The 26,999-nt window shown below is 72.7% G+C and carries 24 protein-coding genes and 2 tRNA genes; 22 read left to right on the top strand and 4 right to left on the bottom strand.

Features of this window, described 5'->3' with window-relative positions:
* Nucleotides 1-188 precede the first annotated feature (188 nt).
* The 4 genes from ACWGSR_RS12180 to ACWGSR_RS12195 all read left to right on the top strand — a co-directional run bounded on the left by ACWGSR_RS12180 (nt 189) and on the right by ACWGSR_RS12195 (nt 4,235).
* Entirely contained in the window at nt 189-710 is a 522-nt protein-coding gene (locus ACWGSR_RS12180) for a hypothetical protein (RefSeq protein WP_376238531.1), read from the top strand.
* Between the two features lie 295 nt (nt 711-1,005).
* Nucleotides 1,006-2,289 (top strand): glutamate-5-semialdehyde dehydrogenase, encoded by a 1,284-nt coding sequence (locus ACWGSR_RS12185; RefSeq protein ID WP_453565817.1) that lies wholly within the window; start codon nt 1,006-1,008, stop codon nt 2,287-2,289.
* Between the two features lie 93 nt (nt 2,290-2,382).
* Nucleotides 2,383-2,943 (top strand): SCO2584 family spore wall biosynthesis protein, encoded by a 561-nt coding sequence (locus tag ACWGSR_RS12190; RefSeq protein WP_432086976.1) that lies wholly within the window; start codon nt 2,383-2,385, stop codon nt 2,941-2,943.
* A gap of 206 nt (nt 2,944-3,149) precedes the next feature.
* Nucleotides 3,150-4,235 (top strand): SCO2583 family membrane protein, encoded by a 1,086-nt coding sequence (locus ACWGSR_RS12195; RefSeq protein ID WP_453565820.1) that lies wholly within the window; start codon nt 3,150-3,152, stop codon nt 4,233-4,235.
* On the opposite strand, the gene ACWGSR_RS12200 is transcribed toward ACWGSR_RS12195, so the two are convergent.
* On the bottom strand, nt 4,220-5,371 hold the full coding sequence (locus ACWGSR_RS12200; protein ID WP_453565823.1) for a M48 family metallopeptidase: 1,152 nt from the start codon (nt 5,369-5,371) through the stop codon (nt 4,220-4,222). The two genes, ACWGSR_RS12195 and ACWGSR_RS12200, sit on opposite strands and share 16 nt — an antisense overlap.
* 128 nt (nt 5,372-5,499) lie before the next feature.
* On the opposite strand from ACWGSR_RS12200, the gene ACWGSR_RS12205 reads away from it, so the two are divergent.
* The 8 genes from ACWGSR_RS12205 to ACWGSR_RS12240 all read left to right on the top strand — a co-directional run bounded on the left by ACWGSR_RS12205 (nt 5,500) and on the right by ACWGSR_RS12240 (nt 10,386).
* Nucleotides 5,500-5,808, top strand: coding sequence for a hypothetical protein (locus ACWGSR_RS12205; protein WP_453566201.1), 309 nt, complete (start codon nt 5,500-5,502; stop codon nt 5,806-5,808).
* Between the two features lie 83 nt (nt 5,809-5,891).
* The gene (locus tag ACWGSR_RS12210) at nt 5,892-6,053 is read left to right on the top strand and encodes a hypothetical protein (protein WP_366374631.1); all 162 of its coding nucleotides are present in this window, start codon (nt 5,892-5,894) and stop codon (nt 6,051-6,053) included.
* Between the two features lie 51 nt (nt 6,054-6,104).
* Complete coding sequence (gene nadD / locus ACWGSR_RS12215; protein WP_376238546.1) at nt 6,105-6,725, top strand: nicotinate-nucleotide adenylyltransferase; 621 nt, start codon at nt 6,105-6,107, stop codon at nt 6,723-6,725.
* Between the two features lie 19 nt (nt 6,726-6,744).
* Complete coding sequence (locus ACWGSR_RS12220; RefSeq protein ID WP_453565826.1) at nt 6,745-8,544, top strand: LCP family protein; 1,800 nt, start codon at nt 6,745-6,747, stop codon at nt 8,542-8,544.
* Between the two features lie 83 nt (nt 8,545-8,627).
* Entirely contained in the window at nt 8,628-9,095 is a 468-nt protein-coding gene (gene rsfS, locus ACWGSR_RS12225) for a ribosome silencing factor (protein WP_366375210.1), read from the top strand.
* On the top strand, nt 9,092-9,745 hold the full coding sequence (locus tag ACWGSR_RS12230) for a histidine phosphatase family protein (RefSeq protein WP_376238619.1): 654 nt from the start codon (nt 9,092-9,094) through the stop codon (nt 9,743-9,745). The genes rsfS and ACWGSR_RS12230 overlap by 4 nt, the downstream gene beginning before the upstream one ends.
* Before the next feature lie 104 nt (nt 9,746-9,849).
* Nucleotides 9,850-9,922 (top strand) — tRNA-Ala (locus tag ACWGSR_RS12235).
* A 230-nt stretch (nt 9,923-10,152) separates the two neighbouring features.
* Complete coding sequence (locus ACWGSR_RS12240; protein ID WP_355115859.1) at nt 10,153-10,386, top strand: hypothetical protein; 234 nt, start codon at nt 10,153-10,155, stop codon at nt 10,384-10,386.
* On the opposite strand, the gene ACWGSR_RS12245 is transcribed toward ACWGSR_RS12240, so the two are convergent.
* Nucleotides 10,365-11,732, bottom strand: coding sequence for a glycosyltransferase 87 family protein (locus ACWGSR_RS12245; protein ID WP_453565831.1), 1,368 nt, complete (start codon nt 11,730-11,732; stop codon nt 10,365-10,367). The genes ACWGSR_RS12240 and ACWGSR_RS12245 overlap by 22 nt on opposite strands.
* A gap of 121 nt (nt 11,733-11,853) precedes the next feature.
* Between ACWGSR_RS12245 and ACWGSR_RS12250 the strand changes: the two genes are divergently transcribed.
* The 8 genes from ACWGSR_RS12250 to ACWGSR_RS12285 all read left to right on the top strand — a co-directional run bounded on the left by ACWGSR_RS12250 (nt 11,854) and on the right by ACWGSR_RS12285 (nt 22,937).
* Nucleotides 11,854-11,926: transfer RNA gene (locus ACWGSR_RS12250), tRNA-Ala, on the top strand.
* A 288-nt stretch (nt 11,927-12,214) separates the two neighbouring features.
* The gene (gene leuS / locus ACWGSR_RS12255; protein WP_453565834.1) at nt 12,215-15,085 is read left to right on the top strand and encodes a leucine--tRNA ligase; all 2,871 of its coding nucleotides are present in this window, start codon (nt 12,215-12,217) and stop codon (nt 15,083-15,085) included.
* 190 nt (nt 15,086-15,275) lie between these two features.
* Entirely contained in the window at nt 15,276-16,007 is a 732-nt protein-coding gene (locus tag ACWGSR_RS12260; protein WP_376238557.1) for a hypothetical protein, read from the top strand.
* A gap of 169 nt (nt 16,008-16,176) precedes the next feature.
* On the top strand, nt 16,177-17,022 hold the full coding sequence (locus tag ACWGSR_RS12265) for a DegV family protein (RefSeq protein WP_453565837.1): 846 nt from the start codon (nt 16,177-16,179) through the stop codon (nt 17,020-17,022).
* A 570-nt stretch (nt 17,023-17,592) separates the two neighbouring features.
* Nucleotides 17,593-18,336 (top strand): helix-hairpin-helix domain-containing protein, encoded by a 744-nt coding sequence (locus ACWGSR_RS12270; RefSeq protein WP_453565840.1) that lies wholly within the window; start codon nt 17,593-17,595, stop codon nt 18,334-18,336.
* Between the two features lie 377 nt (nt 18,337-18,713).
* Nucleotides 18,714-20,972 (top strand): ComEC/Rec2 family competence protein, encoded by a 2,259-nt coding sequence (locus ACWGSR_RS12275; protein WP_453565843.1) that lies wholly within the window; start codon nt 18,714-18,716, stop codon nt 20,970-20,972.
* Between the two features lie 72 nt (nt 20,973-21,044).
* A complete protein-coding gene (locus tag ACWGSR_RS12280; protein WP_453565846.1) occupies nt 21,045-21,947 on the top strand; it encodes an arylamine N-acetyltransferase family protein in 903 nt (300 codons plus the stop codon).
* A gap of 99 nt (nt 21,948-22,046) precedes the next feature.
* The gene (locus tag ACWGSR_RS12285) at nt 22,047-22,937 is read left to right on the top strand and encodes a YceI family protein (protein ID WP_453565849.1); all 891 of its coding nucleotides are present in this window, start codon (nt 22,047-22,049) and stop codon (nt 22,935-22,937) included.
* 35 nt (nt 22,938-22,972) lie between these two features.
* On the opposite strand, the gene ACWGSR_RS12290 is transcribed toward ACWGSR_RS12285, so the two are convergent.
* Nucleotides 22,973-23,233, bottom strand: coding sequence for a hypothetical protein (locus tag ACWGSR_RS12290; protein ID WP_376238569.1), 261 nt, complete (start codon nt 23,231-23,233; stop codon nt 22,973-22,975).
* A gap of 119 nt (nt 23,234-23,352) precedes the next feature.
* Between ACWGSR_RS12290 and holA the strand changes: the two genes are divergently transcribed.
* Complete coding sequence (gene holA, locus ACWGSR_RS12295; protein WP_376238571.1) at nt 23,353-24,345, top strand: DNA polymerase III subunit delta; 993 nt, start codon at nt 23,353-23,355, stop codon at nt 24,343-24,345.
* Between the two features lie 328 nt (nt 24,346-24,673).
* Here holA and rpsT read toward each other — a convergent pair whose 3' ends face one another.
* Complete coding sequence (gene rpsT, locus ACWGSR_RS12300) at nt 24,674-24,940, bottom strand: 30S ribosomal protein S20 (protein ID WP_150270330.1); 267 nt, start codon at nt 24,938-24,940, stop codon at nt 24,674-24,676.
* Nucleotides 24,941-25,126: 186 nt separating this feature from the next.
* Here rpsT and lepA point away from each other — a divergent pair, with 186 nt between their 5' ends.
* On the top strand, nt 25,127-26,995 hold the full coding sequence (gene lepA / locus ACWGSR_RS12305; protein WP_366374611.1) for a translation elongation factor 4: 1,869 nt from the start codon (nt 25,127-25,129) through the stop codon (nt 26,993-26,995).
* Nucleotides 26,996-26,999: the final 4 nt, after the last annotated feature.

The following is a 26,999-nucleotide window of genomic DNA, read 5'->3' on the forward strand; positions in this document are numbered from 1 at the left end:
CGGGCCGCACGCCGCGCACCGTACGCCATCCGTCGGACACCACCCGCCGAAACGGCTGAAACTGCGGCCATCCGGAAGGGACGTTCACCAAAACCGCCCCAAGTGCCGCCTCGGACTGGTCAACTTTGTCTCGGGGGTTAAGAGCAAGGCGGGGTACAGCACCACACGCATCACACAGGAGGCCGCCGGTGAGACGAGCGCGCCCAGGGGCGCCGCCCCGTGGGACTGCCGAACGCGCCCTGACCAGTGTCGAGGCCGGAGCCGACTTCGACGAGGCACGGGACAGGTCCACGGACAGGAAGACCGAGACCACCACCGACACGGGTGAGGCACGCGAGACACGTGAGGCACGCGCCGAGGAACGGCCCGTGTCCAAGCTCTGGCACATCACCCTCAGCGTGTCGGGCGTGGAGTCGCCGCTGAAGGAGGTGCGACGGGGGCTCGAACAGCTGGCCCACGACCATCCCTTCCTGCTGACCAGCCGCTACGCCAACGATCACGCCGAGATCCGGTACTGGGAGGAGGCCCGCGACCTGCACGACGCGGCGGCCGTCGCCCTGCGCCTGTGGGGCGAGCACCGGCAGACCGCCAAGCTGCCGCCCTGGGAGATCGTGGGCCTGGAGGTCATCGACCGCGAGACCTACCACCAGCGGATCGCGGAGGGCTACGGCCCGCCGCCCGCCGCCCCGGTCGGAGTCCACCCCTACTGAGGGACGGGACCTCCGGCGGAGGACGACCGGGACACGCCCCGGGACCCGTCCGGGACGCGCCTCGGGGTGCGCTTCGGAAGGTGTCCGGGGACGTGCCTCGGGGTGTGCTCCGGAAGGTGTCCGGGGACGTGCCTCGGGGTGTGCTCCGGAAGGTGTCCGGGGACGTGCCTCGGGGTGCGCTCCGGAAGGTGTCCGGGGGCACGTCTCGGGGTGCGCTCCGGGAGGCGTCCAGGGGCACGTCTCGCAGTGCGGGATACGTGAGGGATGTCCGCGGGGCTGCCAGTACCCTGCGGACATGACCTCGCTCACGCCCCTCGACAGCCTCTCCCCGGTCACCCGGGCCGCCCACCGGGCTCGCGCCGCCGCCGCCGAAATCGCGCCACTCCCGCGCGCGGCCAAGGACGAGGCCCTCCTCGCCGTCGCGGACGCCCTCGAAGCGCGCACCGCCGAGATCGTCGAGGCCAACGCCGTGGACGTCGCCAAGGCCCGCGAGGCCGGCACCAGCGAGGCCGTCGTCGACCGGCTCACCCTCACCCCCGAGCGCGTCCGGGCCATCGCCGCCGACGTCCGCGACGTGGCCGCGCTGCCCGACCCCGTCGGCGAGGTCGTCCGCGGCTCGACCCTCCCCAACGGCATCGACCTGCGCCAGGTCCGCGTCCCCCTCGGCGTCGTCGGCATCATCTACGAGGCCCGCCCGAACGTCACCGTCGACGCCGCCGCCCTCTGCCTCAAGTCCGGCAACGCCGTCCTCCTCCGCGGCTCCTCCTCCGCGTACGCCTCCAACAACGCCCTGGTGAACGTGGTGCGCGATGCCGTCGGGGGCGCCGGGCTGCCCGCCGACGCGGTCCAGCTCGTCCCCGGCGAGTCCCGCGAGTCCGTCCGCGAGCTGATGCGGGCCCGCGGCCTCGTCGACGTCCTCATCCCGCGCGGCGGCGCCTCCCTGATCAGGACCGTCGTCGAGGAGTCCACCGTCCCGGTCATCGAGACCGGCACCGGCAACTGCCACGTCTACGTCGACGCCGACACCGACCTCGACATGGCCGTGGACGTCCTGATCAACTCCAAGGCCCACCGGGTCAGCGTCTGCAACGCCGCCGAGACCCTCCTCGTCCACCAGGACGTCGCCGAGGCCTTCCTGCCCCGGGCCCTCGACGCCCTCGCCGAGGCCGGCGTCACCGTCCACGCCGACGAGCGGACCCTCGCCCTCGCCGAGGGCTCCAAGGCCACCGTCGTCCCGGCCACCACGGAGGACTGGGAGACCGAGTACCTGTCGTACGACATCGCCGCCGCCGTCGTCGACTCCCTCGACAAGGCCGTGGAGCACATCCGGACGTGGTCCTCCGGCCACACCGAGGCGATCGTCACCACCTCGCAGGCCGCGGCCCGCCGCTTCACCCAGCTGGTCGACTCCACCACGGTCGCCGTGAACGCCTCCACCCGGTTCACGGACGGCGGCCAGTTCGGCTTCGGCGCCGAGATCGGCATCTCCACCCAGAAGCTGCACGCCAGGGGTCCCATGGGCCTTCCCGAGCTGACCTCGACCAAGTACATCGTCACCGGCGACGGTCACGTGCGGTAACACCTCCTTCCGGTCCGTACGGGCTTTCGGTACGGGCGGGGAGGCTTCGCACTCTCCCTGCCCAAAACCCCCTTCCGGGTCTACTCTGAATCCGTGCCGGACGACGTGGGGGGCAGGCCGTTCCAGAACGGCGGAGACCCCGAGGACTCTGTCGACCGCGGAGGCGCTGACGAGGTCCACGCCGCCGTGGTCTTCGACGAGGAGTTCGTGAGGGCCGCGACCGTCCACGAGCCGACCGCGGTCGAGCGGCTCCTCGCCGCCGCCCAGGCCCGTGCCGAGGCCGAGTCGGCCCGCGCCCGCGCGGGCGGCGGACCGGTCGACGACGACCCCTACGGGGACGGCCACGATCCGCTGGGCCTCACCTACGAGCCCGACGACATCGGCGACGACGACAGCCCCTACGGCCCCCACGGCGGCGCCCTGCGCCCCTACCGGGGCAGCGCCCGCTGGCACCGGCCCGTCGCCTGGGTCCTCGCCCTCGTCATGGGCGTCGGCATGGTCGCCCTCGCCTTCAGCGCCGTCTACCGGGGCGCCGCCGCCAACCGCCAGGACCAGGTCCCGCCGCCGGCCACCACCGGCGTCGACGCGCCGACCCCCAACCCGGCCCCGCCCGCGGCCCGCGCCCCCGCCGTGGGCTCCGCGTCCCCCGGATAGCCCCCGGGAGCCTCCCGAACCCGGATCGGCCCCGGACCGGACCTGGATCGGGCCCGCGAACGGTCCCGAACCCGGACTCCGGCCCGTCCCGTGCCGGTCCCGTGCCGTTTCCCCGCCGGGCCCCGGCCGCCCCGATGGCGGAATTCTTCGGAACTTGTCGTGTACCTGGGCGTTTACCGAAGCCCCCGCAGACCTACCCTGAAGGTATGGCAGGGCGTGGCGACCCGCCTGAGGGGACACCCGAGGGGTTCCCCGGCGGTGGTGAGGACGAGTACCGATCCGTCGTCTTCGACGAGGCGTTCGTCCGCGCTGCCCGCCTCCAGGAGTTCTCCGCCCGCGAGCGGATGGGCGAGCACGCCCAGGCCGTCCGCAGCCTCCCCACCGGGTCCCCCCGGAGCGGCTCCCGCCAGGCGGTCCTCCTCGTCCTCCTCGTCCTCCTCGCCTTCGGCACCGCCGTCTACCTGGGCGTCCGCAACCCGTACCAGCCCCCCGTCGACCAGCGTGCCGAGCCCCTGCGGACCACCGTCGTCCGGCTCGCGCCCCGTGATCCCGTCCCCGGCGGCGAGCCCGCGCGGCTCTTCGCCCGCAGCCCGGCCGCCGAGTACCGCGTCGGGGCCGCCGGCATCGCCCTGCCGGTCGCCGGACGCACCATGCACTTCGCCGAGAGCCAGGTCCTCGCCGCCCTCGACATCGCCAGGGACTACCTCGTCGCCTCCTCACTGGATCCCGAAGTCCTGAGCGGGGCCACCGCGCGTCCCCCGCGCCTCCTGCTCGACCCCGACCAACTGGCGCAGTTCGACCGGAGCGTCGAGTCGCCCGCCGACGACGGTCGGCACGCCCCCGCCGCCTGGCTCGTCCGCTTCGACCCCCGCGAGGCCGCCCTCGCCGATCCCGGCGTCCGCGTCCGGGGCACCCTCCGCTTCGAGGAGACCGGGCCCGACACCCTCGACGTCACGGCGGACCACACGTACACCTACGCACTCCGCCCGGTCACCCGCGGCACGGGGCCGGTCGCCGCGGCGTCCCTCTTCACCGTCCACCGCGTCGTGCACTTCCGCTTCGACCGCGAGGACCTGCGGGCGCACCGCGCCGAACTGCTGAGCAGCACCTCGGAGGCCGGGCCGCAGGCCTGCGACGCGGACACCACGGGCTCCCTGAAGCCGCTCCTGGCGGGGGCGCGGGCCTCCGAGGCGGGCGGCGGCCCGGCGGTCACCGACCCGTACGCCACGGACCGGCCCGCCGCCCCCTCGCTGTGCGGAGTGCTGGCCCCGGGGGCTCAGCCCTCGTTCTGACCGTCCCCGGCGTCCTTTCCGGCGTCCTTTCCGGGGCCCTTCCCGGCGTCGTCACCGGCCGGGGCCCCGCCCTCGGCCGCGCCGCCGTCCGCCTTCGCGGAGCCCTGGCCGCCGAACCGGTTGCGCAGCCGTCCGCCCAGGTCGCCCGCCAGGTCACCGGCGCCGCCGGCTATGTCCCCGACCAGCTTGAACAGCGGGTCCTTGCTGGTCCGCACGGTCTCGGCGTAGTGACCCGCCGACTCGCGGAAGGAGTCCGAGACCGAGGTGTCCTTGTCCTCCGAGCGCTTCGGGTAGTGCCCGTCCATGATCCGCTGGAAGTCGCGGCTCTCCGACCACTTCTTCAGCTCCGCCGCGCGGACGGCGGTGAAGGGGTGCGAGCGCGGCAGCACGTTGAGGATCTTCAGGACCGAGTCCCGCAGGTCTCCGGCCTTCTCGTACTCGTCGGCCTGGGCGAGGAACGCGTCCACGTTCATCTCGTGCAGGTGGTTGCCGCCGGCGATCTTCATCAGGCCGCGCATCGAGGCCCGCACGTCCTGCCCGACGAGCAGCCCGGCCCGGTCGGCGGAGAGCTCCGACTTGCGGAACCACTCGCGCAGCGCCGTCACGATGGCGGTGATCGCGACCGTCCCCAGCGGGATCCAGGCGATCTTGAGCGCCAGGTTGGTGAGGAACAGCAGGACCGTCCGGTACACGGAGTGCCCGGAGAGCGCGTGCCCGACCTCGTGGCCGACGACCGCCCGCATCTCCTCCTCGTCGAGGAGCTCCACGAGGCCGGTGGTGAGCACGATGATCGGCTCGTCCAGGCCGATGCACATCGCGTTGGGCTTCGGGTCCTGCGTCACGTACATCGGCGGGACCTTCTCCAGGTCCAGGATGTAACAGGCGTCCCGCAGCATGTCGTTGAGGTGGCTGAACTGCGCGTCGCTCACCCGGACGGAGTCCGAGAGGTAGAGGAGCCGCAGACTGCGCTCCGGCAGCAGTCCGCTGAGCGCCTTGAAGGCCGTGTCGAAGCCGCTGAGCTTGCGCAGCGCCACCAGCGCCGAGCGGTCGGCCGGGTGCTCGTAGGCCCGCGAGGAGATGCCGGGGAACCGCTTCCGCTGCCTGCTCGGCGCGCTCCCGTGGTCGTTCTCGGTCATGGATGCCCCCTGTTCGTACGAGTCGGTGCTCGTCCCCCTGACTGCCCCCAGACTAGGCGGTGGCGCTACGGTGTGGCGGGGCCTGTGGATAACTCGGGCACCGAGGACGACCGAAGGGCACGACCGACATGCCGGACACAGCCGCCACCGCCGACGCCGCTGCCGCCCTGCTCGCCGCCGCGGACCAGGGCCCGGGCGACACGCTCCGGATCGTGCTGCTCGTCTCGATCGTGGGCGGGGTCCTGCTCGCCTGGTTCCTGCTGCGCGGTTACCGCACCGACGGCACGGACGACACGGGCGGCAGGGACGCCGCCGCCGGGACGGGCGGCACCGACGGTGTGGGCAGGGGGGACGCCACCGCCGCTACGGGCACCACTGCCGGTACGGACGCCACCGCCGGGCCGGGCGGCAACACGGAGCGCGACGCGAACGCCTGAGTCGGCGTGAGCGCGTCCGGACGGCCCGCATACGATGTGCGCGAAGTCTCCGCTCCCATCCCCGATCGATAGGTCTGCCGAAGATGAGCCTCCACAGCACCGCTGCCAACCTGGTCACTCTCGCCGAGGGCGCCGAGCACGGCGGCAACCACGAAAGCCTCAGCCCCTACCTCACCGGTATCGGCGCCTTCGGCGCCCTGATGCTCCTGCTGTGGATCACCACCCGCTTCAACCGCGACCGCTGAGCCGACACCGCTGATCCGGCGGACGCTGCCGTGCCAGTAGGCTCTGCACGCATGGGAGAGCAGGAAGTGCCTACTGGCGGGCGCGGCAAGCGCCGACTCGGCGTGATGGGCGGAACCTTCGACCCGATCCACCACGGACACCTGGTGGCGGCCAGCGAGGTCGCCGCCCTGTTCCACCTCGACGAGGTGGTGTTCGTGCCGACCGGGCAGCCGTGGCAGAAGGGCCACAAGGCCGTGTCCGCGCCCGAGGACCGTTATCTGATGACGGTCATCGCGACCGCGTCCAACCCGCAGTTCTCGGTCAGCCGGATCGACATCGACCGCGGCGGCGCGACCTACACCATCGACACCCTGCGGGACCTGGCCTCCCTCAACGCCGACTCGGACCTCTTCTTCATCACCGGGGCCGACGCGCTGTCGCAGATCCTCACCTGGCGCGACGCGGAGGAGCTCTTCGCGCTCGCCCACTTCATCGGCGTCACCCGCCCGGGCCATGACCTCACCGACGACGGCCTGCCCAAGGGCGGGGTCTCGCTCGTCGAGATCCCCGCGCTCGCCATCTCCTCCACCGACTGCCGGGCGAGGGTCGCGCAGGGCGATCCCGTCTGGTATCTGGTGCCGGACGGCGTGGTGCGCTACATCGACAAGCGCCAGTTGTACCGCGGCCAGTGAGCTTCGGGGAGGGGCACCGGTGAACGACCAGCAGCATCCGTACGACCCGTACTATCCGCAGCCGCAGATCATCGGCTACGACGAGTACGGGCAGCCGGTGTACCAGCAGCCGCAGGCGCAGCAGCAGTCCGCGCAGCACTACGACCCGTACGGCGGTCAGCAGCAGCCGGCGCAGCCGCAGCAGGCGTACGGCTACGACCCCTACGCCCAGCAGCAGCCACAGGCGCAGCAGCCGCCGTCGCAGTCCTCGTACGACCCGTACGGGCAGCAGGGCTACGCCTACCCCTCGTACGACACCGGGGCCGGGACCGAGACCGGGCAGCAGTGGGCCGCTCAGCCCCAGCAGCCCCAGGCCCAGCCGCAGCCCCAGGCCCAACCCCAGCACCAGCCGCAGCCGCAGTCCCGGACCCAGCCCGCCCGCCCGGCCCCCGAGGCCCCGGCCGCGCCCGTCGCCGCCCCGCCCGGCGTCCCCGGCCAGCGCCCCGCCTCCGAGCGGCCCGCCCCGGGCCGGGCCGCCCCCGGGCGCCCCGCCCCGTCCCGCACGGACGACGACGACCGCGAGTACCGCACCGAGCAGTTCTCGTTCATCGAGGAGCCCGACGAGGACTCCGAGGACGTCATCGACTGGCTCAAGTTCACCGAGAGCCGCTCGGAGCGGCGCGAGGAGGCCAGGCGGCGGGGCCGCAACCGGATCGTCGCGCTCGTCGTCGTCCTCGTGCTCGCCGTCGTCGGCGGCGTCGGCTACCTGTGGTCCGCGGGCCTGCTCCCCGGCACCTCCGCCCCCGAGCAGAAGGGGGCCACCGCGACCGGCCCCCAGAAGCGCGACACCATCGTGGTCCACCTCCACGACACCACGAACGGCGGAACGTCCACCGCCCTGCTCGTGGAGAACGCGACCACCCGCCAGGGCACCACCGTCCTGCTCCCCGGCTCCGTCGTCGTCGCCGACTCCGAGGGCGCCGCGACCACCCTCGGCAAGTCGGTCGAGGACGACGGCTCCAGCGGCACCCGGGAGTCGATCGGCAACCTCCTCGGAACGAAGATCACCGGCACCTGGCGCCTGGACACCCCGTACCTGGAGAACCTCGTCGAGGTCGTCAGCGGCATCGAGACCGACACCGACACCGACGTGCCCGCCCCCAAGAACGGCGCCGAGCCGCTCGTCAGGAAGGGCGAGAAGCAGACGCTGAACGGCCGCGCGGCCGTCGCCTACGCCACCTACCGGGCCCCCGGCGAGGCCGACGCCAAGCAGCTCCAGCGCTTCGGCCAGGTCCTGTACGGAGTGCTGCGGAAGATCTCCGACGACCCCGCGGCCGCCACGATCACCATCGAGACCCTCCAGCAGATCCTCGACCCCTCGCTCCCGGAGAAGGACCTCGGCGCCTCCCTGGCCAAGCTCGCCGAGCACGCCAAGGTCGGCTCCTACAAGACGGCTCTGCTCCCGGTGGAGGAGGACGGCGCGCTGACCGACGGCGCGAGCGACAGCGTCGTGAAGGACATCCTCGGCGGCAAGGTCACCGCCCCCGAGACGGACGGGGTCACCCGGGTCTCCCTGCGGGACGGCTCCGGGAAGAACGCGACCGAGGCCGCCCGGATCGTGCTGGCCAACGGCGGCTACGCCTTCGTGGGCGGCACCGGGGCGCCGGTCCAGGAGAAGTCCGAGGTCCTCTACCGCGACGACGCCCAGAAGGCGGCGGCCGCCGAGGTGGCCAAGACGCTCGGCCTCCCGGCCGGCTCGGTAGGCAAGGGCGAGACCACGGGATCGGCCGCCGTCACCGTCGTCCTGGGCCGGGACTACAAGCTCCCGGAGGCCCGCTAGCGGCGCTCCGGAAAAGGCAGACGGCGGCGTCGGCGGTCCGTGAGACCCTGGAGGGGTACTGGACCGCCGACGAAAGCCTGCTTGTGACCGCCACGGACCGTTCCATCGAGCTCGTCAAGACCGCCGCTCAGGCGGCCGCCGACCGGCTCGCGCACGACATCATCGCGTACGACGTCAGCGACGTGCTGTCGATCACCGACGCCTTCCTGCTCGCCTCCGCGCCCAACGACCGCCAGGTCAAGTCGATCGTCGACGAGATCGAGGAGCGGCTGCTCAAGGAGCTCGGCGCCAAGCCGGTCCGCCGCGAGGGCGACCGCGACGCGCGCTGGATCCTGCTGGACTACGTCGACATCGTCGTCCACGTCCAGCACAGCGAGGAGCGGGTCTTCTACGCCCTGGAGCGGCTGTGGAAGGACTGCCCCGAGCTGGAGCTGCCCGAGGACGCCGCGAAGACCCGCGGCAAGGGGGCCGAGCACGCCGCCCTGACCGGCGTCGACACCGCCGGTCACGCCTCCGGCCTCCCCGACGGACCGGACGGTGAGCTGAGCTGAGCGCCACCAGGGGCGGCACCGGCCGCCGCATCGTCCTCTGGCGCCACGGCCAGACCTCCTGGAACCTGGAGCGCCGCTTCCAGGGCTCGACCGACATCGAGCTGACGGAGACCGGCGTCGCCCAGGCGCGCCGGGCCGCACGGCTGCTCGCCGCGCTCCAGCCGGACGCCATCGTGGCCTCCGACCTGAAGCGGGCGGCGGCCACCGCCGCCGAACTCGCCGCGCTCACCGGCCACGACGTCGCCCACGACGCCGCGCTGCGCGAGACGTACGCGGGGGAGTGGCAGGGGCTGACCCACGACGAGATCGTGGCGCGGTACGGCGAGCAGTACGCCGCCTGGAAGCGCGGCGAGCCCGTGCGCCGGGGCGGCGGCGAGCTGGAGACCGAGGTGGCCGACCGGGCCGCCCCCGTGGTCCTGGAGCACGCCGACAAGGTCCCCGAGAACGGCACGCTCGTCGTGGTCAGCCACGGCGGCACCATCCGCACCACCATCGGCCGGCTCCTGGGCCTGGAGTCCCGGCACTGGGAGAGCCTGGGCGGGCTCTCGAACTGCTGCTGGTCCGTCCTCGGCGAGGGCGCGCGCGGCTGGCGCCTGATGGAGCACAACGCCGGCACCCTGCCCGAGCCGGTCCTCGGCGACGACGACTGAGCCCCGCGGAGCCCGCGACGGGCCTGCCGGACCCGGATTTCACTTTCCGGCAGGTCACAGGCTAGAGTTCTTCTTGTTCGCAGCGCGGAGCGCGAAGAACACGAGGGGCTATAGCTCAGTTGGTAGAGCGCCTGCATGGCATGCAGGAGGTCAGGAGTTCAATTCTCCTTAGCTCCACAGTCACCGAATCCCGTCCCCACCAGGGGGCGGGATTCGTCGTTTCACCACGTTGTGCCGAGTACGCCGGCCCCCTTGCGGGGCCATGGCAGAATCGGACGGCCGGAGGGGGACAGGATCCGGACGGGAGGGTGGCCCACGTGCTCGGCGACAACGGCAGGGTGTCCTGTCGGCGCACGACCAGGTGCACGACGGGGCCCGCGACCCGCGGCCACAGCTGGAGCTGACTGATGGGTGCACACAGGCGGAAGTGCGACTGGTGCGGCAGCGGCACGCCCATCGTGCGCGACATGGACCCCGTCAACGCCGAGTTCCAGTACTGGTGCGAGGAGTGCGCGCGGGCGCTGATCATAAAAGGCGACCCGATCGAGACCTACCGCGAGCTGGAGGGGGAGCCGATCTACGGCCGGCTCCTCGACGAGCACTGCACCCTCAAGCGGTTCTACTCCTTCGCCACGGCCTGAGGCTCCCGCGCCGCCGGACGCCCCTGCTCCGCCACCGCCGGACGCTCCTGCTCCGGTACGGCCTCCAGGAGCGGTTCCGCCGTCGTCGCGCCGGTCCCTTCCGCGCGGCCGGTGTCCGTCCCGTGGCCGGCGCCCGTCCCGCGCAGCCTCCGCCGCGTCAGCACGTACCCCGCGAGCAGCGCCGTCGTCGTCAGCGGATAGACGGCGGAGAGCAGCATCTGGCCCGCGTTCTGGTCCAGTTCGGGGCGGCCCGGGTCGTGCGGGACCCACCACAGCGCGAACGACGCGAACACCAGGGCCACCGGTCCCGTCACCCGCCACGCGCGCGTGGCGCGGTCCGCGAGCAGGATCAGCAGCGGCACGCACCAGACCCAGTGGTGGGACCACGAGATCGGGCTGATCATCAGCGCCGTGAACGCGCAGACGACCACCGCCACGGCCTTGTCGCCGCGCAGCGCGGCCCGTACCGCCACCACCATCGCGACGCCGCCCATGAGGGCCGCCGTCACCGCCCACCACATGCCCGGGTCGTCGGTGTGCATCAGCCGGGCCAGGACGCCGCGGATGGACTGGTTGGCGGTCTCCTCGGCGAAACCGACCCGGCCCGTCTCGAACAGGGTCTCGGTCCAGAACTTCTTCGAGTCCGCGGGCAGCGCGACCACCACGGCCAGCGTCGTCCCGAGGAAGACCCCCGTCGCCGTCGCCGCCGTGCGCAGCCACTGGTTCCAGGACCGGTCCCGGCGCCACAGCAGCAGACCCGCGACGAGCAGCAGGACCACGAAGAGCCCCGGTGTGAGTTTCACCGCGGTCGCCAGACCGATGCCGAGGCCGGCCCAGCGGCTGCCCGCGCGGCGCGTGAGGTCCCAGAGCACCGCCACGGCTATGAGCAGGTTGATCTGGCCGTACCGCAGGGTCGTCCACACCGGCTCGCACCAGACCACGACCGCGGCGATCCAGAACGTCGCGCGCCACAGGTCCGCGCGGGACAGCGACGGGCGCACCAACCGGACCGAGAGCTGGACCAGGGCGACCACCAGGAGCAGGTTCCCCCCGGTGGTGAGGGTCCGCATCAGCGGGACGCCCACCAGGGTCAGCGGGACGAACAGCAGGGCCGCGAAGGGCGGGTACGTCATGCCGAGGTTCGCCGAGGTGGCGCGCATCGCGTACAGGTCGCCGCCGGCCCGGACCGTCTCCCCCTCGGCCCGGTAGACCATCACGTCGAGCATGTTCACGTGGGCGAGGCGTTGCGCCACCCAGAAGGCCGCGAACGAGAGCAGACAGACCGCCGCGGCGGTGACCAGGGGCCACGGCCGGGCACGGGTTTTCGAGAGCACGGAGACGGACACAGTCGGCGACCCTACCCGGCGGTCCCGGAGGCCTCCGGGAATCGATTTGGAGATCTGCCGGGAAGCCGGTTAATGTTCTGTCTGTCGCCGCGAGGGAAACCGGAACGGAGACGGAAAGCAAGGGGCTATAGCTCAGTTGGTAGAGCGCCTGCATGGCATGCAGGAGGTCAGGAGTTCAATTCTCCTTAGCTCCACAGAAAATCCACGGAAGACCGTGGAACGGAGAGCGGGTCACCCGGATCGGGTGGCCCGCTCTCTCGTGTCCCGCCCCACGGAACGCCGGTGCGGCCCGTGCGGCCGCTGCGGTACCCTGGCGCCATGCGTGCCGTACGCCTCCTGCTTACCGAGCCGCGCTGACCAGTCCCGACGGACGACAGACATTCCGTCGGAGTCGGCGCGGCATCCCCTCCTGTGCGAGGGGATTTTTCATTTCGGGCAGTCAGTGGCCGTGGGCAGAGACGATCGATGGAGCTTCAAGGACCATGACCGAGATCAATACGGCCGCCGAGACGGCGGCCCCGCATCGCTACACGGCGGCCATGGCCGCCGACATCGAGGCACGCTGGCAGGACTTCTGGGACGCCGAGGGCACGTACGAGGCCCCGAACCCCACAGGTGACCTGGCGGGGGATCCCGCGGTCGCCGCACGGCCCAAGAAGTTCATCATGGACATGTTCCCGTACCCCTCGGGCGCGGGACTGCACGTCGGCCACCCCCTGGGCTACATCGCGACGGACGTCTTCGCCCGCCACGCGCGCATGACCGGCCACAACGTGCTGCACACCCTGGGCTTCGACGCCTTCGGCCTGCCGGCCGAGCAGTACGCCGTGCAGACGGGCACGCACCCGCGCGTGTCCACCGAGGCCAACATGGAGAACATGAAGGTCCAGCTGCGCCGGCTGGGCCTGGGCCACGACAAGCGCCGGTCGTTCGCCACGATCGACCCGGAATACTACAAGTGGACCCAGTGGATCTTCCTGCAGATCTTCGACTCCTGGTACGACGACGAGGCCGGAAGGGCCCGTCCGATCGCCGAGCTGGTCGAGCGGTTCGAGAACGGCACGCGTGAGATCCCCGGCACCACGCGCGCGTGGAGCGAGCTGAGCGCCACCGAGCGCGCCGACGTCCTGGGCGAGTACCGCCTGGCGTACGCCTCCGACGCGCCCGTCAACTGGTGCCCCGGCCTGGGCACCGTCCTGGCCAACGAGGAGGTCACCGCCGACGGACGCTCCGAGCGCGGCAACTTCCCCGTCTTCAAGTCCAAGCTGCGCCAGTGGAACATGCGGATCACCGCCTACGCGGACCGCCTGCTGGACGACCTGGACGCGCTGGACTGGCCCGAGGCCATCAAGCTGCAGCAGCGGAACTGGATCGGCCGCTCCGAGGGCGCCCGCGTCGACTTCCAGGTCGGCGACGCCGGTGCCATCACCGTCTTCACCACCCGCCAGGACACCCTGTTCGGCGCCACCTACATGGTCCTGGCCCCCGAGCACGACCTGGTCGAGAAGATCGTCCCGGCCGCCTGGCCCGAGGGCACCCACGAGGTGTGGACCGGCGGCCACGCCACCCCCGCCGAGGCCGTCGACGCCTACCGCAAGCAGGCCGCCTCCAAGTCCGACGTGGAGCGCCAGGCCGAGGCCAAGGACAAGACCGGCGTCTTCACCGGCGCGTACGCGGCCAACCCGGTCAGCGGCGAGCGGGTCCCGGTCTTCATCGCCGACTACGTCCTGATGGGCTACGGCACCGGCGCCATCATGGCCGTCCCCGCGCACGACAGCCGCGACTTCGCCTTCGCGCGCGCCTTCGAGCTGCCGATGCGCTGCGTCGTCGAGCCGAGCGACGACCGCGGCACCGATCCCTCCACCTGGGACGACGCCTTCGCCTCCTACGAGGCGAAGCTGGTCAACTCCGCCAACGACGAGATCTCCCTGGACGGCCTGGGCGTCGTCGACGCCAAGGCCCGGATCACCGCCTGGCTGGCCGACCGCAGCATCGGCGAGGGCACCGTCAACTTCCGGCTGCGCGACTGGCTGTTCAGCCGCCAGCGGTACTGGGGCGAGCCCTTCCCGATCGTCTACGACGAGGACGGCGTCGCCCACGCGCTGCCCGAGTCGATGCTGCCGCTGGAGCTGCCCGAGGTCGAGGACTACTCGCCGCGCACCTTCGACCCGGACGACGCGGACACCCGCCCGGAGACCCCGCTGTCCCGCAACGAGGACTGGGTGAACGTCACCCTGGACCTGGGCGACGGCCCCAAGAAGTACCGCCGCGAGACCAACACCATGCCCAACTGGGCCGGTTCCTGCTGGTACGAGCTGCGCTACCTGGACCCGCACAACTCCGAGAAGCTGGTCGACCCGGCCGTCGAGCAGTACTGGATGGGTCCCCGCGAGGGCATGCCGACCGGTGGCGTCGACCTGTACGTCGGCGGCGCCGAGCACGCCGTGCTGCACCTGCTGTACGCGCGCTTCTGGTCCAAGGTCCTGTTCGACCTGGGCCACGTCTCCTCGGCCGAGCCCTTCCACAAGCTGTACAACCAGGGCATGATCCAGGCCTTCGTCTACCGGGACGCGCGCGGGATCGCCGTGCCGGCGGCCGAGGTCGAGGAGCGCGACGGCGGCTTCTGGTACCAGGGCGAGAAGGTCTCCCGCGTCCTGGGCAAGATGGGCAAGTCCCTGAAGAACGCCGTGACGCCGGACGAGATCTGCGCCGAGTACGGCGCCGACACCCTGCGCCTGTACGAGATGGCGATGGGCCCGCTGGACGTGTCGCGCCCCTGGGACACGCGCGCGGTGGTCGGCCAGTACCGGCTGCTGCAGCGGCTGTGGCGCAACATCGTCGACGAGTCGACCGGCGAGGTCACCGTCGTCGACGCCGCGCCCGACGAGGAAACGCTGCGCGCCCTGCACAAGGCGATCGACGGCGTCGCGCAGGACATGGCCGCGATGCGCTTCAACACCGCCATCGCCAAGATCACCGAGCTGAACAACCACCTGACCAAGACCGGCGGCGCTGTCTCCCGCCCGGTCGCCGAGCAGCTGGTGCTGCTGGTCGCCCCGCTGGCGCCGCACATCGCCGAGGAGCTGTGGCGCAGGCTGGGCCACAGCGGGTCGGTCGTCCACCGGGACTTCCCGGTCGCCGACCCGGCGTACGTCGTCGACGAGACCGTGACCTGCGTCGTGCAGATCAAGGGCAAGGTCAAGGCCCGCCTGGAGGTCTCCCCGTCGATCACGGACGCGGACCTGGAGGCGCTGGCCCTGGCCGACCCGCACGTGGTCACGGCGCTGGGCGGTGCCGAGATCCGCAAGGTGATCGTGCGCGCGCCGAAGCTGGTCAACATCGTCGCGGGCTAGTCGGCCGGTCGGCAAGTCGGCTGGTCGGTTGGCCGGCGGGTCGGTGATGCGCGGTCGCCGAGCGGCCGGGCATAGGGGTTTCCCCTACGGGCAGGTTGGGGGTTCCGATGGAACCCTCGGCCTGCCCGTTCCGTTTACCGTGGAGGAACCACAACCGTGTGGTGAGTCGACCGATGCCGGAGGGGCGCCCATGGAAGCCACGATTCTCACGATCCTGGCGCTGCTCTTCTTCGCCTTCGTGGCGCTCGGGGTGTACGCGGCGGTGAAGGTCACGAAGGCCGCCAAGCGCGGCGTCGACCGCACCCTGGACCAGGCCCGGCGCACGGTCGAGGACACCACGCTGCGGGCCAAGAGCTTCGGCCAGGCCGGCGCGGCGGGCGAGCTGGCCCGGCTGCGGCTCTCGCTGCGCACCTCGATGCGCGCCACGCAGGAGGCGCTGCAGGCGGGCGTCGGCCAGGACGCCTCGCTGAAGGAGTCGCTCGACCTGTTCAACCGGCTCAGCGGACACGGTCTCGAACTCGACGCCGACCTCAAGCGCCTGGAGCGGGAGCCCGACCGGGCGTGGGTGGCCGGCCAGCTCCCCGAACTCACCGCGCGGACCGAGCGGATCACGAGCTCGGCCGACGCGCTGCGCCGCGCCGCCCGGGACCGGGCCGTGCGGTTCGCCGAGGACGACCTGTCGACGCTCAGCGCCCAGATCGACGTAGAGGCCGGAGCCCTGCGCCACTGGGCCGACCCTGAGCCCGCGCCGGGCGCCACCACCGCGGGCGCGGAGGAGCGGGGACGTCCCGCCGGGGCCACCGGCCGGGCGGCGGATGCCGGGCCCGGACCTCGGAGCGAGCCGTCCGCGATCACGGGGCCCGACCCCCGGCTGACCGCGTACCCCTGGGAGAAGTCGGCCCGCCCGGAGACCACCACCTGACGGTACGGCCGACCGGAAGTCCGTTCGGAGTCGGCCGGGAAGCAGATCAGGGGGCCGGTCGGAAGGGTGGCCGGAAGGGCGGCCGCGGGGCGGGGTGCCCGTCGACGTCCTGGGATACGGCGGGGGGCCGGGCTGCCGTGCGGCGGTCCCGGCGGGTAACCTCCCGCTCATGTCCCGGCATGTCGCGATCGTCACCGATTCAACGGCCTACCTGCCACGCCAGACGAGGGAGCGGCACGCCATCACCACGGTCCCGCTGACCGTCGTCATCGGCGACCGCGCCCTGGAGGAGGGCACGGAGATCTCGGCCGAAGCCCTCGCTCAGGCCCTCCAGAAGCGGCGTTCCGTCACCACCTCCCGCCCCAGCCCCGAGGTCTTCGCCGAGACCTACCGCGAGGCCGCCGAGGCCGGTGCGCGGGGCGTCGTCTCGCTCCACCTGTCCGCCGAGGTCTCCGGGACCTACGACGCGGCCGTGCTGGCCGCGAAGGCCGCCCCCGTGCCCGTGCGCGTGGTGGACACCCGCATGATGGGAATGGCGCTGGGCTTCTGCGCCCTGGCGGCGGCGCAGACCGTGGAGGCCGGAGGCTCGCTCGACGAGGCCGTCGCGGCGGCCGAGAAGCGCGCCGCCGGCATCTCCGCCTTCTTCTACGTCGACACCCTGGACTATCTGCGCCGGGGCGGGCGCATCGGCACCGCGCAGGCGCTGCTGGGCTCCGCGTTCGCGGTGAAACCCCTCCTCGAACTCGACGGCGGGCGGATCGAGCTGAGGGAGAAGGTGCGGACGGCCTCGAAGGCCATCGCACGCCTGGAGGAGATCGCGGTGGAGCGGGCCGGCTCCGGGCCGGTCGACATCGCCGTGCACCACCTGTCCGCGCCGGAACGTGCCGCCACGCTCGCGGACCGGCTCAGGGAACGCGTCCCGTCGATCGGGGAGTTCCACGTCAGCGAGGTGGGCGCGGTCATCGGCGCCCACACGGGGCCCGGGCTCCTCGCGGTCGTCGTCTCGCCGCGCTGAGACCACCGGCCGCGGGTCGGTCACCTGGGGGTGCGGCCACTCGTGAGGGTGACGGAGTTTTCCACAGCGGGGTCCTCGTCCACGGACCGCAGGTGAGTCCGGCACGGGGCATCCGTGATCCCTACCGTCACGGGCATGACGCTTCGTACACGCATTGCATCGACCGCTGACATCGCATCGACCGCTGACATCGCATCGGCCTCTGGCGCCGCATCGACCTCTGCCGTTGTCGGCGCCGCAGACACGGCTGTTCCCGGTGTTCCCGGAGCCACGAGGACGGCCCACGGCCCGACGAGCGGGCCGGGGCGGGCGGCCGGTTCGGACGGGCGCAGTCGTCCTGGAGGGCGTGGTTCGCCTCCTGGGCGGGGGCGGCGCACCCGGATCGGGCGGCGGCCCGTGGAAGTGCCCGGAGGGGGTGTACGGCGACGGGGGGACGCGCTGTTCCCGACGGCTCCTCCGTCGGAGGCGGAGTCGTACGCCGGGCCTGAGGCGTCCGAAGCGGAGGAGGTTCCCGAGGCACCGGGGCGGGCGGCTCCGCCGGTCTCTCCGCCCCGGGCGCGGGAGCGGCTGGTGGCGGGGATCCGGGACCGGACACCGCTGTGGGTGCAGACGCGGTGCGGGCTGGAGCCGAGGACGCTGGCCGCGCTGACGGTGGTCCTGCTCGTGGCGGCGGGGCTCGCGGGCGGTTACTTCTGGATGGGCCGCCCGGAGCCGGTGCACGCCCCCGAGCTGGTTCGCGCCGCCCCTGCGCCTGTCGCGCCCGCAGGGCGGGCCGGGCCGGAGGTCCGGGAAGAGGCCGGACCGCTTCCCGCCGCGGCGCACGACGCAGCGCCCGCACCGTCCGCACCGCCCGCCTCTTCCGGCGCGAAGGTCGTCGTCGACGTCGGCGGGAAGGTGCTCAGGCCGGGCGTGCTGACCCTGCCCGTAGGTGCGCGGGTGGCGGACGCCCTGCGGGCGGCGGGCGGGGTGAGGTCCGGCGCGGATCTCACCGGAATCAACCGGGCGCGTGTCCTGTCCGACGGCGAACAGGTCCTGGTCGACGTGCCGGGGGCGCAGGTCGGCGGGCCCGGTCCCGCAGGCGGAGGCGGCGCGGGAGGAGCAGGAGGGGGAGGGGCGCCGGGAACGCCGGTGAGCCTCAACACGGCCACGGTGGAACAGCTCGACACCCTCCCGGGCGTCGGACCGGTCCTCGCCCAGCACATCATCGACCACCGTACGGAACACGGCGGCTTCCGGTCGGTGAGCGAGTTGCGGGAGGTCAGCGGCATCGGCGAGCGACGGTTCGCCGACCTCGAACCGTTGGTCCGGCCGTGAAGCGGGCCCGGGGAGCGACCGAGGAGACGGGGGCGGGGGCGGAAACGGAGGCGGGGGAAGAAAGGAAGGCAGGGGCGGAAACGGAGGCAGGGACGGAAACGGAGGCAAGGGCGGAGACGTGGGAGTCGGGCCGGCGGGAAGGGCCGGCCGACCTGCGGCTTGTTCCCCTCGCGGCAGCGGCCTGGGCGGCGGCGGCCTGGGCCGTGGGTGTCACCGGGTGGTGGGCGGTCACCGGTGTCACGGCCTGTCTGACGGGGGCGGCGGCCCTGCTGGTGCGGGGTGTGATCCGGCGGCGCGGAGGCCCCGAGGGAGGCCGTGGGGCGGTCCGGCGAGGGGATCGTGGCACGGTCCCGCCGGGAGGCACCGCCGGGCGCCGGTTGCGGGCCACCGCGTGGGCCGGGGTCCTGCTGTGTGCCGCGGCCGGGGCCGCCTCGGCGGGGCTGCACGCGGCGGATCTGCGGCGCGGGCCCGTGCCGGTGCTGGCCGAGGAGTACGCGCGGGCACGTTTCGAGGTGGCGGTGACCTCCGATCCGCGGCTCACCCGGCCCAAGGTGCGGGGCAACGCCATGGCCCCGGTCTCGGTCGTCCTGGACGGCGAGGTGACCCGGGTCGAGCGGTCGGACGGTGCGGTCCACCGGACCCGGGCGCCGGTCCTGCTGATCGTGCCGCCGGGGGAGGGGCGCGAGGAGTGGCTGCGGCTCCTGCCCTCGACCGGGCTGCGGGTCGATGGCCGGCTCGCACCGCCGTCGCATCCGGGGGAACCGTTCGCCGCGGTCCTCAAGGTCGACGGAGGGGGCCCGCCCCGGATCATGGGCCGGCCGAACGCGCTCCAGCGGACGGCGGGGGAGCTGCGTGCGGGGCTGCGGAGGGCGACCGAGGGGCTCGACCCCGACGCGCGGGCCCTGCTGCCCGGCCTGGTCGTCGGGGACACCTCCAGGATCGGCCCCGAGCTGAAGGACGCCTTCGAAGCCACCGATCTCACGGATCTGCTGGCCGTGTCGGGCAGCAACCTCACGATCGTGCTGCTCCTGCTGATCGGGCGTCCCGGGCAGGCGCACCGGGCTGAGCGGGGTGGGCTCGCGCCCCGGATCGGGCTGTCGCTGCGGGTCACCGCGCTGGCCGGGGGAGGTCTGACGCTCGCCTTCGTGGTCGTCTGCCGGCCCGACCCGAGCGTGCTGCGGGCCGCCGCCTGCGGATTCGTCGCGCTGCTCGCGATCGGTACGGGGCGCAGGAGGTCGCTGATCCCCGCGCTGGCCGCCGCCGTCCTCGTCCTGGTGCTCTACGACCCCTGGCTCGCGCGGAGCTACGGGTTCCTGCTCTCGGTCCTGGCGACGGGGGCGCTGCTGACGATCGCTCCCCGGTGGAGCGACGCGCTGCGCCGGCGCGGAGTGCCCGGCCGGTTGGCGGAGGCGCTGGCCGCGGCCCTGGCGGCGCAGGCGGTGTGCGCTCCGGTCGTGACGATCTTCGCGGCCCGGGTGAGCCTGGTCGCGATCCCGGCGAACCTCTTCGCCGAACTCGCCGTGGCGCCCGCGACGGTGTGCGGGTTCGCCGCACTGGCCCTGGCGGCGCTCTGGATGCCGGCGGCGGAGGGTCTGGCGTGGGTGGCGGGGTGGCCGGTCGGGTGGATCGCGTGGGTGGCCCGCACCGGCGGCGCGCTGCCGGGGGCCGAGCTGGCCTGGCCCGGCGGGTGGTGGGGCGGACTGGCCCTCGCGCTGCTCACCGCGACCGTGGTCCTCGGGGCGCGCAGGCTGCCGTACCGGGGCGCGGTCGGCGTGCTCGCCGCCGCCCTGCTCCTGCTCGCCGTGGTGCGGCCGGCGCCTCTGTCCCGGTGGGCCACCGGATGGCCGCCACCGGACTGGGTGTTCGCGATGTGCCAGGTGGGTCAGGGGGATGCGACCGTGCTCGCGGCGGGCGGGGACTCCGCCGTCGTGGTGGACGCGGGTCCCGACCCCGCACCGGTGGACCGCTGTCTGCGCGAACTCGGAGTGAGACGGGTGCCGTTGCTGGTGCTCACCCACTTCCACGCGGACCACGTGGCCGGGCTCCCGGGAGTGCTGCGGGGGCGGTCGGTGGGGGCGATCCAGACGACCGGGCTCGAAGAGCCGCCCGCCCAGGCCGCGTTCGTGCGCCGGACGGCGGCCGAGGCCGGGGTGCCGGTGGTCCGGGCCGAACCGGGGGAGCTGCGGAGGATCGGGCCCCTGGAGTGGCGGGTGCTCTGGCCGTGGCCGAGGAGCGGGCGGACCGCAGGGAGAAGCGAGCCGTTCGAGGGGCCCAACGACGCCAGTGTCACCTTGCTGGTCCGTGCCGCCGGAGGGCTGGGTCTGCTGCTCCTCGGGGACTTGGAGCCACCGGCGCAGCGGGCGCTGTTGCGGGTCCATCCGGGTCTGGCGCCGGTGGACGTCCTCAAGGTCGCGCACCACGGGTCCGCGCACCAGGACCCGGCGCTGATACGGACCGTGCGGCCGAGGCTCGCGCTGGTCTCGGCGGGCCGGGACAACCCGTACGGCCACCCTTCGCCCCGGACGCTGGAGGCGTTGCGGGGCGGTGGGGCGCGGGTGCTGCGGACCGATCGGGACGGGGCGATCGCGGTGGTGGGGGCGGGAAGGGGACTCGTGGCCGTCCCGCGAGGCGGGTGAACCGCCCGGCAGGGGAAGGGAGGTGGCGCTCGTCGAGGAGGGAGCCGGGTTCCGGCCCGGCAGACTGGGCGTATGACCACACAGCCGACGCCCGCCGTCCAGCCCGAGTCCCCGGCGCCGCAGGGCCCTCCCGCCCCGTCCGCGCCCTTCGTGTCCGCTCCGTCCGAGGCCGAGGTCGAGGCCTATCTGCGGCGCATCGGGGCGGAGCGGCCGGTGCGCGCGGACGCCGCCACGCTGCGCGAGCTGCACCTGCTCCACCTGCGGACCGTGCCCTTCGAGAACCTCTCGATCCACCTCGGCGAACCCGTCGTCCTGGACGAGAAGGCGCTCCTCGGCAAGGTGGTCGACGCGCGCAGGGGCGGCTTCTGCTACGAGGTCAACGCCGCGTTCGCCGTCCTGCTGAGGGGACTCGGGTACGGGGTCGAGCTGCTTCAGGCGCGGGTCGTCGGGGAGGGCGGAAGGCTGGGGATCCCGTACGACCACATGGCGTTGCGGGTGGAGACGGTGGAGGGGGAGCGGTGGCTGGCCGACGTCGGGTTCGGCGACCACAGCCACTTTCCGCTGGTCCTCGACGCGCGCGACGACCAGGAGGACCCGGGAGGCGTCTTCCGGATCGCGGAGACCGCCGGTGGAGACCTGGAGGTGCTGCGGGACGGGGAACCGCAGTACCGGGTGGAGGTCCGGCCGCGTGAGCTCGCCGACTTCACGGTCGGGTCCTGGTACCACCGGACCTCGCCCGACTCGCACTTCACGCGCTCCCTCGTCTGCTCCCGGCTCACCGAGGAGGGCCGGATCACCCTCAGTGGCACGAAGTTGATCACCAGGGCCCGTGAAGAGCGCGACGAGCGGGTCCTCGACGGGGACGACGAGGTGCGGGAGGCGTACCGGGAGCTGTTCGGCATCGAGCTCGACGCGCTGCCCGTCGTATCGCCGCCCTTCGCGCGGGAGGAGAACGTCAATTCGGACTCCCGGTAACACTTGCCGACACTTGCGCCGGTTTGCCTCGAACGCCCCAGCGGTGATCGAATGCGACTTCGTTGCATAATGAACGAGTCGCACGGGGGTGCGTGAAGAATGTTCGATCGTCTCTTCGGGAAGCGCGGAGGGAACGCCGCGCGGGGCGGACCGCTCGCCGGTCTCACCGTCCCTTCCTCGGCGGGAGTGCTGAGCTGCCGGGTGCTCGATCCCGTGCACGAGCCCGTCCGGCAGGCCGGGTTCGTCGTCAGCGACGCGGCGGGGCGCAAGGTGCTGGCAGGGGAGACCGACCCGTACGGCACCGCGCTCGCGACCGTGCCGGCCGGCGAGTACCGGCTCGCGGTCACCGCCGAGGGGTACACGCCGCACCACGACACCGCCGTCGTCACCGAGGGCGTCCACACCGGCCTCGGCGACGTCCGGCTCCAGGTCGCCCCGCAGCCCCCGCTCCCGGAGCCGGGCGACTGGGAGATCGACCCGGCGCACTCGCGGATCGGGTTCACGGCGCGCCACATCGGACTGGCCCGGATCCACGGCCGGTTCAACGGCTTCGCGGGCGCGGTCCGGATCGCCGACCGCGTGGAGCGCTCCACGATGCACGTCGTCATCGACGCGGCCTCCGTCGACACCGGGGTGCGGATGCGCGACGACCACCTGCGCTCGGGAGACTTCCTCGACGTCGGTACGTACCCGACGCTGGAGTTCCACAGCGAGCGCTTCACCCACCGGGGCGGCAGCCGCTGGGCCGTCACCGGGGCGCTCACCCTCCACGGCGTGAGCCGCACGGTGACCCTCGACACCCGGTACCTGGGCCTCGGAAGCGGCCTGGAGGGCGAGACCCGGTGCGCCTGCCGCGCCACCACCGAACTCCACCGCGAGGACTTCACCCTCACCTGGCAGACGCTGCTCGCGCGCGGCATCACGGCCGTCGGGTCCAGCATCGGCATCGACCTCGACGTCCAGATCGTGCCCAAGAAGCCGGGGAGCTGAAGGGGGCCGGAGGGAGCTGAAGGGGCCGGGAGGGATCAGGGGGCTTCCAGCCAGCCCTCGTACTCGGCGGCCAGGCCGTCGAGGGCCGCCGGGTCGAGCCGGCCGTCCGGGTCCTCGACGACCACCAGCCACTGCGCGTCCTCGGCGTCGTCCTCCCCGGCCAGGGCGTCCCGCACGAGCTGCGGTTCCTCGGCGACGCCGAAGCGGTCGGGAAGCTCCCCGGCGACCTCCTCGGCGGCGTCGCGGTCGGGGAGCACCAGTACGTGTCGTTCACTCACCCCGCCATTCTCGGGCATGGACACGACGGCCGGTGAGCGCGGCTGCCGATGGGTAAGGCCGCCGGTGAGGGCGGTCGTCGCCGGCCGCGACCGTCGGTGGGCACGGCTGTCAGTGGCCCGTGGGATGCTGGACCGCGATGGCCACCAGGAAGACTTCTCCCGACGACCTCCTCGGTCCCGTGACGCTCGCCGTGGGACAGGAGGACCTGCTCCTCGACCGCGCCGTCCAGGAGGTGGTGGCGGCCGCCCGCGCCGCCGACGCCGACACGGACGTGCGCGACCTCACCCCCGACCAGCTCCAGCCCGGGGCGCTCGTGGAGCTCACCAGCCCCTCGCTCTTCGCCGAGCGCAAGGTCCTGGTCGTGCGGAACGCCCAGGACCTCTCCGCCGACGCGGTCAAGGACGTCAAGGCCTACCTCGGCGACCCGATCGAGGACATCTCCCTCGTCCTGCTCCACGCGGGCGGGGCCAAGGGCAAGGGCCTGCTCGACGCCGCGCGCAAGGCGGGGGCGCGGGAGGTGGCCTGCCCGAAGACGACCAAGCCGGCGGAGCGGCTGACGTTCGTGCGGCAGGAGTTCCGGGCGCTCGGGCGCTCGGCCACCCCTGAGGCCTGCCAGGCCCTGGTCGACTCGATCGGCAGCGACCTGCGCGAGCTCGCGTCCGCCGTCGCGCAGCTGACCTCCGACGTGGACGGGACGATCGACGAGGCCGTCGTCGGGCGGTACTACACGGGCCGCGCCGAGGCCTCCTCCTTCAACGTCGCCGACCGCGCCGTCGAGGGGCGGGCGGCCGAGGCCCTGGAGGCCCTGCGCTGGTCGCTCTCGACCGGGGTCGCGCCCGTGCTCATCACCAGCGCGCTCGCCCAGGGCGTACGGGCCATCGGCAAGCTCTCCTCGGCCCGGGGCGGCCGCCCCGCCGACCTCGCCCGGGAGTTGGGCATGCCGCCCTGGAAGATCGACCGGGTGCGTCAGCAGATGCGCGGCTGGACCCCCGACGGGGTCTCGCTGGCCCTGCGCGCGGTCGCCGAGGCGGACGCAGGCGTGAAGGGCGGGGGCGACGACCCCGAGTACGCCCTGGAGAAGGCGGTCGTCGCGGTGGCCCGGGCGGCGAGGATGCGCCGGGACGCCTGACCGGGCCCGGGAGGGGCGCTCTGTTGGGTGCTCGCCCTGTACCGCAGGGGCCGGGCCCGCCTCGACCGCAGTGCCCCGGCCCCGTCTCGTACCGTAAAAGCCTGCCCCTGCTCCGTCCCGCAGCAGCCCGCCCCGCCCCGTACCGCACAAGCCCCCCGCACCACGAAGGCCCCGTCGCCTCCTGGGGAAGGAGGCGACGGGGCCTTCGACGTTCAAGCAAGTGGGCTCGCACCCGCGTGGCGAACGCGTCCGCGCGCGAGTCCGGGGTGGCCGGGCGGGAGCGGGAGAGAGGGCCCGCTGGGTCCCGTGCGGCCGGTCACATCAGAGCTCAGCCCTGGAGGGAGGCAACCTTGGTGGCCAGCGCCGACTTCTTGTTGGCGGCGGCGTTCTTGTGGATGACACCCTTCGAGACAGCCTTGTCGAGCTGACGCGAGGCGGCGCGAGTGGCGACGGTGGCCTTCTCGAAGTCGCCGGCGGCGACAGCCTCACGGGCCTTGCGGATCGCGGTCTTGAGCGACGACTTGACGGCCTTGTTGCGCAGGCGCGCCTTCTCGTTCGTCTTGTTCCGCTTGATCTGGGACTTGATGTTCGCCACGAAAAGAGCCTTTACAGGTTCGGTGTTCCTTCTGGAAGTGCCTCGCGAGCTGAGAGGGCAGACGAGACACAGCTGTCCACGGTATCAGTCGCTCCCGCGCCCGCCCAAACCGGGCGTCGACCGCCGGGCATGGGACCATGGAGCCTACGTATCCGTTCAGAACATCGCCCGAGACGAGAAGCCTGCGTGCCCGCGACTCCTACCAACGTGCCCGAGCCGAGCCGTACCGCCCCGGCTCTGATCCGCAACTTCTGCATCATCGCGCACATCGACCACGGCAAGTCCACGCTCGCCGACCGGATGCTCCAGCTCACCGGTGTGGTCGACCAGCGGCAGATGCGCGCCCAGTACCTCGACCGGATGGACATCGAGCGTGAGCGCGGCATCACGATCAAGTCCCAGGCCGTCCGTCTGCCGTGGGCTCCCACCGAGGGGCCGGAGCAGGGGCGCACGCACATCCTGAACATGATCGACACCCCCGGGCACGTCGACTTCACCTACGAGGTCTCGCGGTCCCTCGCGGCCTGCGAGGGCACGATCCTCCTGGTGGACGCGGCGCAGGGCATCGAGGCGCAGACCCTCGCCAACCTCTACCTGGCGATGGAGAACGACCTCACCATCGTCCCGGTCCTCAACAAGATCGACCTGCCGGCCGCGCAGCCGGAGAAGTTCGCCGAGGAGCTGGCCAACCTCATCGGCTGCCAGCCGGAGGACGTGCTCAAGGTCTCCGCGAAGACCGGCCTGGGCGTCGAGGCGCTGCTCGACCGCGTCGTCCGGGACGTCCCGGCCCCGGTCGGCGTTGCCGACGCCCCCGCCCGCGCGATGATCTTCGACTCGGTGTACGACTCGTACCGGGGCGTCGTGACGTACGTGCGTGTCATCGACGGGCAGCTCAACAAGCGCGAGCGCATCAGGATGATGTCGACCGGCGCCACCCACGAGCTCCTGGAGATCGGCGTCTCCTCCCCGGAGATGACGCCGTCCGACGGCCTCGGCGTCGGCGAGGTGGGCTACCTCATCACCGGCGTGAAGGACGTCCGCCAGTCCAAGGTCGGCGACACGATCACCTCGCAGGCCAAGGGCGCCACCGAGGCGCTCGGCGGCTACAAGGACCCGAAGCCGATGGTCTTCTCGGGCCTCTACCCGCTGGACGGCTCGGAGTACCCCGACCTCCGCGAGGCCCTCGACAAGCTCCAGCTCAACGACGCCGCGCTGGTCTACGAGCCGGAGACCTCCGCCGCGCTCGGCTTCGGCTTCCGCGTCGGCTTCCTCGGCCTGCTCCACCTGGACGTGATCCGCGAGCGCCTGGAGCGCGAGTTCGGCCTCGACCTGATCGCCACCGCCCCCAACGTGGTCTACCGCGTGGTCATGGAGGACGGCAGCGAGCACACGGTCACGAACCCGAGCGAGTTCCCCGAGGGCAAGATCGACGAGGTGTACGAGCCCGTCGTCCGGGCCACGATCCTCGCGCCCAGCGAGTTCATCGGCGCGATCATGGAGCTCTGCCAGAACCGGCGCGGCACCCTGATCGGCATGGACTACCTCTCCGAGGACCGGGTCGAGATCCGCTACACCCTGCCCCTCGCCGAGATCGTCTTCGACTTCTTCGACCAGCTGAAGTCCAAGACGCGCGGGTACGCCTCCCTCGACTACGAGCCCACGGGCGAGCAGGCCTCCAGCCTGGTCAAGGTCGACATCCTGCTGCACGGCGACAAGGTCGACGCCTTCTCCGCCGTCACCCACAAGGACGCCGCGTACGCCTACGGCGTGCGGCTCGTCGCCAAGCTGCGCGAGCTCATCCCCCGGCAGGCCTTCGAGGTGCCGATCCAGGCCGCTATCGGCTCCCGGGTCATCGCCCGCGAGACCATCCGCGCCATCCGCAAGGACGTCCTCGCCAAGTGCTACGGCGGTGACATCTCCCGGAAGCGGAAGCTCCTCGAGAAGCAGAAGGAAGGCAAGAAGCGCATGAAGATGGTCGGCTCGGTGGAGGTGCCGCAGGAGGCCTTCATCGCCGTCCTGTCGAGCGACGAGTCCTCCGGCAAGGGCAAGAAGTAGCCAA

Source organism: Streptomyces sp. NPDC055632 (assembly GCF_053618675.1).